Source organism: Flavobacterium sp. (genome assembly GCF_035760125.1).
Lineage (GTDB): Bacteria > Bacteroidota > Bacteroidia > Flavobacteriales > Flavobacteriaceae > Flavobacterium.
Genome location: NZ_DASTTN010000140.1, coordinates 1 through 6,669, shown reverse-complemented (window position 1 = coordinate 6,669; position 6,669 = coordinate 1). Strand labels below are relative to the sequence as shown.

The window sequence follows — 6,669 nt, the reverse complement described above, 5'->3', positions numbered from 1 at the left end:
AATTTTGAGAATGCTTTGGATTTTTCTGAATTAATATCTCTGGTTACAACCCTTACGGCAAACTCACTGTTTTTGTCTGCCAAAATTGCTCTGGCAAGTCCGCCGCCTTGTGCTCCTGTAGCACCAAAAACGGTGATTAATTTTTTATCATCAACTTTGATAGGTGTTTTATTTTCCATTTTGATTTTTTTTTAGGTACATAAAGTTAATTAAAAAATATTATTTATTTGATTTTTAGATACTTGTATTTTTTTTGTTTTGAAAAACACTTGTTTTTAATTGAATTTAAAATCAAGCAAACACATTGAATAGATTAGGGGAGGACGAAATAATTATGGATTCTTATTTTCTGTTTTTCTAAGATTTAAACGCAAGTTTTAAAACTATTCATCTTGCAATAATTAGTATCTTTAAGGGTGATTTTTTTCAATGGTTTATTTTTTTTTTTGAATTAAATTTTAAATATATAATTAGAGTCTTTGGGTTATTTTTTTAATTGTTTTTTGCAATAAATAATAGCATATGGAATTCTACAATCAAAATATTAAAGATGTCATTGCACAATTAAACAGTAATGCCAATAGAGGTCTTAATGAAAATTTAATTCTTTCAGCACGTAATAAGTATGGGAGCAATACTCTAAAAGCTGCCCGTAACAGAAATGCATTAAAAATGCTTTTTTCCCAATTCACAAGTCCATTAGTCTTGATTTTAATTGTGGCTTCTATAGTGTCCTTCTTTTTGGGACAAGAACGTGATGGATCAATCCTTTTGATGATCGTAGTTTTGAATGCATTAATTGGTTTCTATCAAGAATGGAAAGCCGAAAACATTTTATCATCACTTAAAAAACTTGTTGTGAACAAATGTATTGTCATAAGGGAAGGCCATACAACAGAAATTTTTGCGGACGATCTTGTTCCCGGTGATCTTGTGAAATTGAGTGAAGGGGACGGAATTCCGGCCGATATTCGTTTGATTGATTCAAAAGATTTTTCCACAAACGAATTTATTCTCACAGGTGAATCGTTACCATCCAATAAAGATCATTTATTTGCTACGAATACAAAATTGACTATAGCCGAAATGCAAAATTGCATTTTCATGGGAACTACCGTTGCCAGAGGTGAAGCCACAGGGATTGTGTATGCTACGGGAATGCAAACAGAAATTGGAAAAATTAGCACTTCTTCTCAAAAAATTAAGATTGCCGATGCTCCTATACAAATTGAGATTGCCGATGTTGCCAAAAAACTCACATTTGTTACCCTAATAATCGCGGCTTTCCTTTTCGGGATACGATTACTTTTGCATGATTCTCTTGTTTTAGCATTGGTTTTTTCTGTAAGCGTTGCTGCAGCCATGGTTCCAGAAGGTTTACCGGCACAAATTTCGATGGCACTTGCTTTGGCGGTAGCTCGGTTGGCAAAAAGAAAAGCGATAGTAAAAAAAATGGCATCAGCACAAACGCTAGGCTCAGCAACTGTGATTGCATCAGATAAAACGGGAACAATCACCAAAAACGAAATGACCATTACGGGGTGTTATTTTAATGGGGAATCATTTTCGGTCTCTGGATTGGGTTATGAACCTCTTGGCAGTATTTCAAATGAACAAGGAAAAGTTTTGAAGAAAGATTCTTTGGGAGATTTAAAAATATTTTTTCTTTCGGGATTTTTATCTTCTACTGGAAAAATAAGTCCGCCAGATAATTATCATCCCTCTTGGTATTGCATTGGAGACCCTACCGAAGCTTCTTTTGCAACACTTGCGATGAAAGCAGGATTTACATTGGAAGAAATAGAAAAAAATTATCTTTTTGTAAAGGCGTTCCGATTTGATTCCTTCCGAAAAAGGGCAACTATTATCCGGAAACATAAGGATAAAACTATTTCCTCGGTAAAAGGTTCTATTGAATCAGTTCTGGAAGCTTCGACAAAATTAATTGCAAATGGAAAAGTAGAGGAATTAACGGCCGAAATAAGGAGACAAATTCTCTCTATGGCAGCGGCATTTTCCCAAAATGCATTGCGGGTAATTGCCATAGCTTACAAAGACCTCGAAACCAAAGGGAATTATAGCATTGATGAGGTGGAGCAAGATTTGACTTTTGCAGGATTCGTTACTATGTTTGATCCTCCAAACGAGGGAGTGAAATCAGCCATTGAACAAGTTTTTAAAGCACACATGAAAGTGTTTATGATAACAGGTGATAATGAAGTTACAGCCAAGGCAATTGCTAAGAATATTGGGTTGATGAATGAAGGAAATGAGTTGCCGACAGTAGTTAATTCCACGACATTGCAAACGATGAGTGATGATGACTTGAAAACTGTTTTTCAAAAAAGAGCATTGTTGTTTTCAAGAGTATCGCCTGACGATAAATTACGAATTGTAGATTTACTGATGAAGCTTGGCGAAATTGTTGCCGTTACAGGTGATGGTGTCAACGATACCTTGAGTTTGAAACGAGCTGATATAGGAGTCGCCATGGGAAAGAATGGTTCTAAAGTGGCGCAGGAAGCGGCCAATATGATTTTGCTGGATGATAATTTTGCGACTATTGTTGTTGCGGTAAAAGAAGGAAGAACTATTTTTAGAAATCTTGAAAAGACAATTAAAACAAATCTGTCATCTAATATGGCTGAGCTCATTTGTGTGTTGTTTGGTTTTGTTGGTTCTTTTTTGGGGGTAGCAACTCCAATATTAGCAGTCCAGATTTTATTGATTGATTTGGTAGGAGAAATGTTTCCGCTTATAATGCTTACCTATGATCCACCCGAAAAAAATATCATGGAAAATCGTCCGCGAAATCCTAAAGACAAAATACTGACCAAGACAGAGATGAAAGGAATCGCTTTTTCGGGAATTGTGATGGGTATTGTAGCTTATGTAGCGTTTCTCTATTCCTTTTTTATGAATCCTATGGGTGTTGGTAATTATGAAAAAGCAATCACGATTACATTTGTCTCCATAATTTTTGGTCAGTTTGGCAATCTCCTTTCGAGAAGAACTTATGAAAATGTTTTAGGGAAATATTTATTTTCAAACAGAAATCTTTTGCTGGCATTTGCATTTTCTATTTTCTGTATAGTACTCGTTGTCTATATACCTATTTTTAATCTTTATTTTCACACTTACCCGCTACAACTACTGGATTGGCTTTTGGCAATAAGTGCTGGTGTTACGTGTCTTTTAATATTTGAAATCAAAAAAAAAAATAGTCAAAAGAGTAAATATAAACAGCATTATATAAAACCTTTATTTTTTAGAAAATAAATTATGAACAACCCAAGCAGGGCCAATCATTAAAAACTGAATATCTTTCAAGAATGATGGTTTTTTACCTTCAATGTTATGACCATAAAATTGTCCAATCCAAGCCACAACAAAAACACCGATAGAAAAAGCCCAAAGAGGAACGAACTGTCCAATGTAAAAATTAAGTATTAAACAGAGGAATGAAAAAACAGCTATTTTAATTGCCATGGCAACAGACAATCGTAGGTAAAACAGCAATACAAAAAGCAAAACAACTACAGCCCAATTTTCAATTATTGGTTGGTTGAGGTGCAGTAAATCATTCAAAAAAGAATTGGGGATACTCATTAGCAAACCTACAATCGAAAAGAAAATTGCAGGAACACAAATATAGTGTATGGCCTTATTTTTTGGATTTTGATGACTTACTGCATATTCTTCAAACCATTGGTCTAATGTTTTCATATTTTATATTTTTTTTACTAATTTATAAAATAATAACCAATGGATAAAAAAGTGCTAAAGTATTTTTTCTAAGACTATAAATTCCAAATGTTGGTCTGTAATAATGGTATCATAATCATTGAGTAGGAATGGTTCTCTTACTCCTGTATCAACATATCCATGTCTTTTATACCATTCAATCAATTCTTTCCTAATAGTAATAACTGTCATTACAATTTTGGATAAGCTTAAGGATAACGCATGAATTTCTGCTTCCTGCAATAGTTTTTTTCCAAGGCCTTTATTTTGTAATTCAGGTGAAATAGATAGCATTCCCAAATAGAGTTTGTCTCCTTTATTGGTAAGTAAAACAGATCCAATGATTTGGTTGTTTTCTGTATATTTTAAAATAGTATTGTCTTTATTTTTAATAGTTTCCTCTAATTCATCTAAAGTAATTCTTTTTCCTTCTAAAAGATTAGCTTCGGAGGCCCATCCTTTTTTAGAAGTTTCGCCACGGTAGGCAGAATTAATTAATTTTTCTAAAGCTAAAACGTCTTCTAGTGTTGCAATTGTAATCATAGTGCTAATGAATATTCTAGTGTTTTTGATTTTAAATAATTGAGGATTCAAGCCGTACCTAATATGTTATTTCTTTCTTGTTATGGAAATAATCTGTATTTCGGGTTTGAAGTATTGTTCCTGTTCGGGATGAAGTTGCTGAATTTTTTTTACGATTTCCATGCCTTTTATAACGGTGCCAAAAGCGGCAAAACCTTGTCCATCTTTATTTCTTTTACCGCCATAATCTAAAGATGGTTGGTCATTTATGCAAATAAAAAAATTGGTGGTAGCGGAATTGGGTTTGTCTCTCGCCATAGAAAGGGTTCCGTTTTTATGAGTCAATCCCGTTTGTTTTGTTGTTTCAAGCAGAATAGGTGCAAATGTCTTTGTAGAATCAATTTCGCCACCCTGTATGACTTCAATCTTTATGGAATCTTTGGGTTGATTGTTTAGTGTTACTGCTCGAAAGAAGCTACTGTTATCATACAAATGTGCATCTACATATTTTAAAAAATTTGCTACCGTAATCGGGGCTTTTTCGGGATATAATTCTATTGTAATTTTCCCCAGTGAAGTGGTAATGTAACATACTTCCTTTTTTTGTGCCACAATCGACTGGGTCACAAAAAGCATTATAATAACGGTTAGTGAAAATCTTTTCATTTTTCTATAGTATGTTTATGTTTTACTTTTTAAAAGGCATTCGGAATAGGTTTCAAAGATAAAAAAAGTGATCTGTAAAAATGAATTGGCTGGCTTATTCTTGAAGATGTTTTTATATCATTCAAAAATATAAGAGCTACAACAAAAATGTTTTTTTGCTGTAGCTCCATAGGCTGTTATTTAAGCTAATTTTTTAATTCCTTTTATTTGAAGAAATCATTTGTGGAAAATTAAATTTCAATTTTAGCTCCCATAATTTTTAGAAATTCTCTGATGAAACTTGGATGAGCTGGCCAAGCGGGTGAGGTAACCAGATTTCCGTCCACATAGGCTCCATCTACAGGAATGGATTGAAAGATTCCGCCGGCTAATGTCACTTCTGGACCTACTGCTGGATAAGCGGTTAGTTTTCGTCCTTTCACTACGTCAGCAGCTGTTAAAATCTGAATACCATGACAAATTGCGGCCACTGGTTTATTGGTTGAGAAAAAATGCTTAGTTATTTCGATTACTTTCTCGTTCAATCTTAAATACTCTGGAGCTCTTCCACCTGCAATGACTAATCCGTCATAATCGGATACTTTTACTTCATTAAAACTATAATTCAATGTGAAGTTGTGTCCCGGTTTTTCGGTATAGGTTTGGTCGCCTTCAAAATCATGGATTGCTGTTTTTATGGTTTCTCCCTTTTTTTTGTCGGGACAAACGGCGTGGACGGTGTAGCCTACCATTTCCAACATCTGAAATGGAACCATAGTTTCATAGTCTTCGCTGAAATCACCTGTCAAGAACAATACTTTTTTCATTTTTATACTATTTAAAAATTAATACAAACTTTTGTAAAACAAAAAATAGAATAGGTTATACATATATTGTATAAGTAGAATCTGATTTTTTGGTTTATAAAGTTAAGAAAAAAGTATTTATTGATTTGGTTTTTAGTTGTTTAAATTAGGTGTGTGTTTGGAGTTTTTTGCGGATGACCTTTGTTTATAAAAAGAATCAATTATATACTGATGATCTTGTTTTGCATGAGTGATGGTAGTGGAGCTCTTTTTTTGATTCCTTTTTTAAGAATCAAAAAAAAGCGGGAGCGTACAGCACGACCCACAGTATCGTCTTTTGGGACGAGACTAAGGGATACGCCCAATTAAAATTTATTGCCCAGGTACAGTTGTAGCTGGAGTTGTTTCTGCAGGTGTTGAAGTTGGAGTTTCATTTGTTGAAGGTGGAGAAACAATATAATTTGGAACTGCTTCTGGAGTTGATGGTTTATTAGCAGCGACAGGAGAATTTAACGGTGCTCCTACAGGAATGTCACAACGGTGTCCAGGCTGGCCGTGGGGAGGATTCATACCCTTTGCAGTCGGTATAGTTGTTGTAGTCACAGATTGACCCTGATTTGAGACAACTTGTGACGTTGTGGAATTAGCAGCTATAGGGGAGTTCAAAGGAGCTCCTACAGGAATGTCACAACGGTGACCTGGTTGACCATGTGAAGGATTCATTCCCTTTGCAACAGTCACTGGAGCAGCTACTGTTTGTGTTTGAGTTTGTGCCTGAGTTGCTGTATTTTGATTTACACCATTTTGCTGATAAAGTATACTGGGTTGAGGTGCAGCGACCGTTTGATTTGCTTGTGTATTGGCAAGTTGAGTAAAAGGAACAACTACTTTAGGCGTTTGGTTTTCAGCTTCGTTTTTGCAGGAAATCAATACAAATGCTATAATGAATAGG

General features: G+C 34.6%; 7 protein-coding genes. 1 reads left to right on the top strand and 6 read right to left on the bottom strand.

What is annotated here, in order from left to right:
- A partial coding sequence (locus tag VFS71_RS20240; protein WP_414655988.1) for an NmrA family NAD(P)-binding protein occupies positions 1–179 on the bottom strand: 179 nt, incomplete at its 3' end.
- Between the two features lie 343 nt (positions 180–522).
- Here VFS71_RS20240 and VFS71_RS05550 point away from each other — a divergent pair.
- Positions 523–3,279, top strand: coding sequence for a cation-transporting P-type ATPase (locus VFS71_RS05550; RefSeq protein WP_326399870.1), 2,757 nt, complete (start codon positions 523–525; stop codon positions 3,277–3,279).
- Here the strand turns inward: VFS71_RS05550 and VFS71_RS05545 are convergent.
- The 5 genes from VFS71_RS05545 to VFS71_RS05525 all read right to left on the bottom strand — a co-directional run.
- A complete protein-coding gene (locus VFS71_RS05545) occupies positions 3,262–3,726 on the bottom strand; it encodes a DUF962 domain-containing protein (protein WP_326399869.1) in 465 nt (154 codons plus the stop codon). The two genes, VFS71_RS05550 and VFS71_RS05545, sit on opposite strands and share 18 nt — an antisense overlap.
- Positions 3,727–3,780: 54 nt before the next feature.
- Positions 3,781–4,287, bottom strand: a complete 507-nt coding sequence (locus tag VFS71_RS05540) for a GNAT family N-acetyltransferase (protein ID WP_326399867.1) — start codon at positions 4,285–4,287, stop codon at positions 3,781–3,783.
- A gap of 66 nt (positions 4,288–4,353) precedes the next feature.
- A complete protein-coding gene (locus VFS71_RS05535) occupies positions 4,354–4,932 on the bottom strand; it encodes a peptidylprolyl isomerase (RefSeq protein WP_326399865.1) in 579 nt (192 codons plus the stop codon).
- 230 nt (positions 4,933–5,162) lie between these two features.
- Positions 5,163–5,738, bottom strand: coding sequence for a DJ-1/PfpI family protein (locus VFS71_RS05530; protein WP_326399863.1), 576 nt, complete (start codon positions 5,736–5,738; stop codon positions 5,163–5,165).
- A 351-nt stretch (positions 5,739–6,089) separates the two neighbouring features.
- A partial coding sequence (locus tag VFS71_RS05525) for a hypothetical protein (protein ID WP_414655987.1) occupies positions 6,090–6,669 on the bottom strand: 580 nt, incomplete at its 5' end.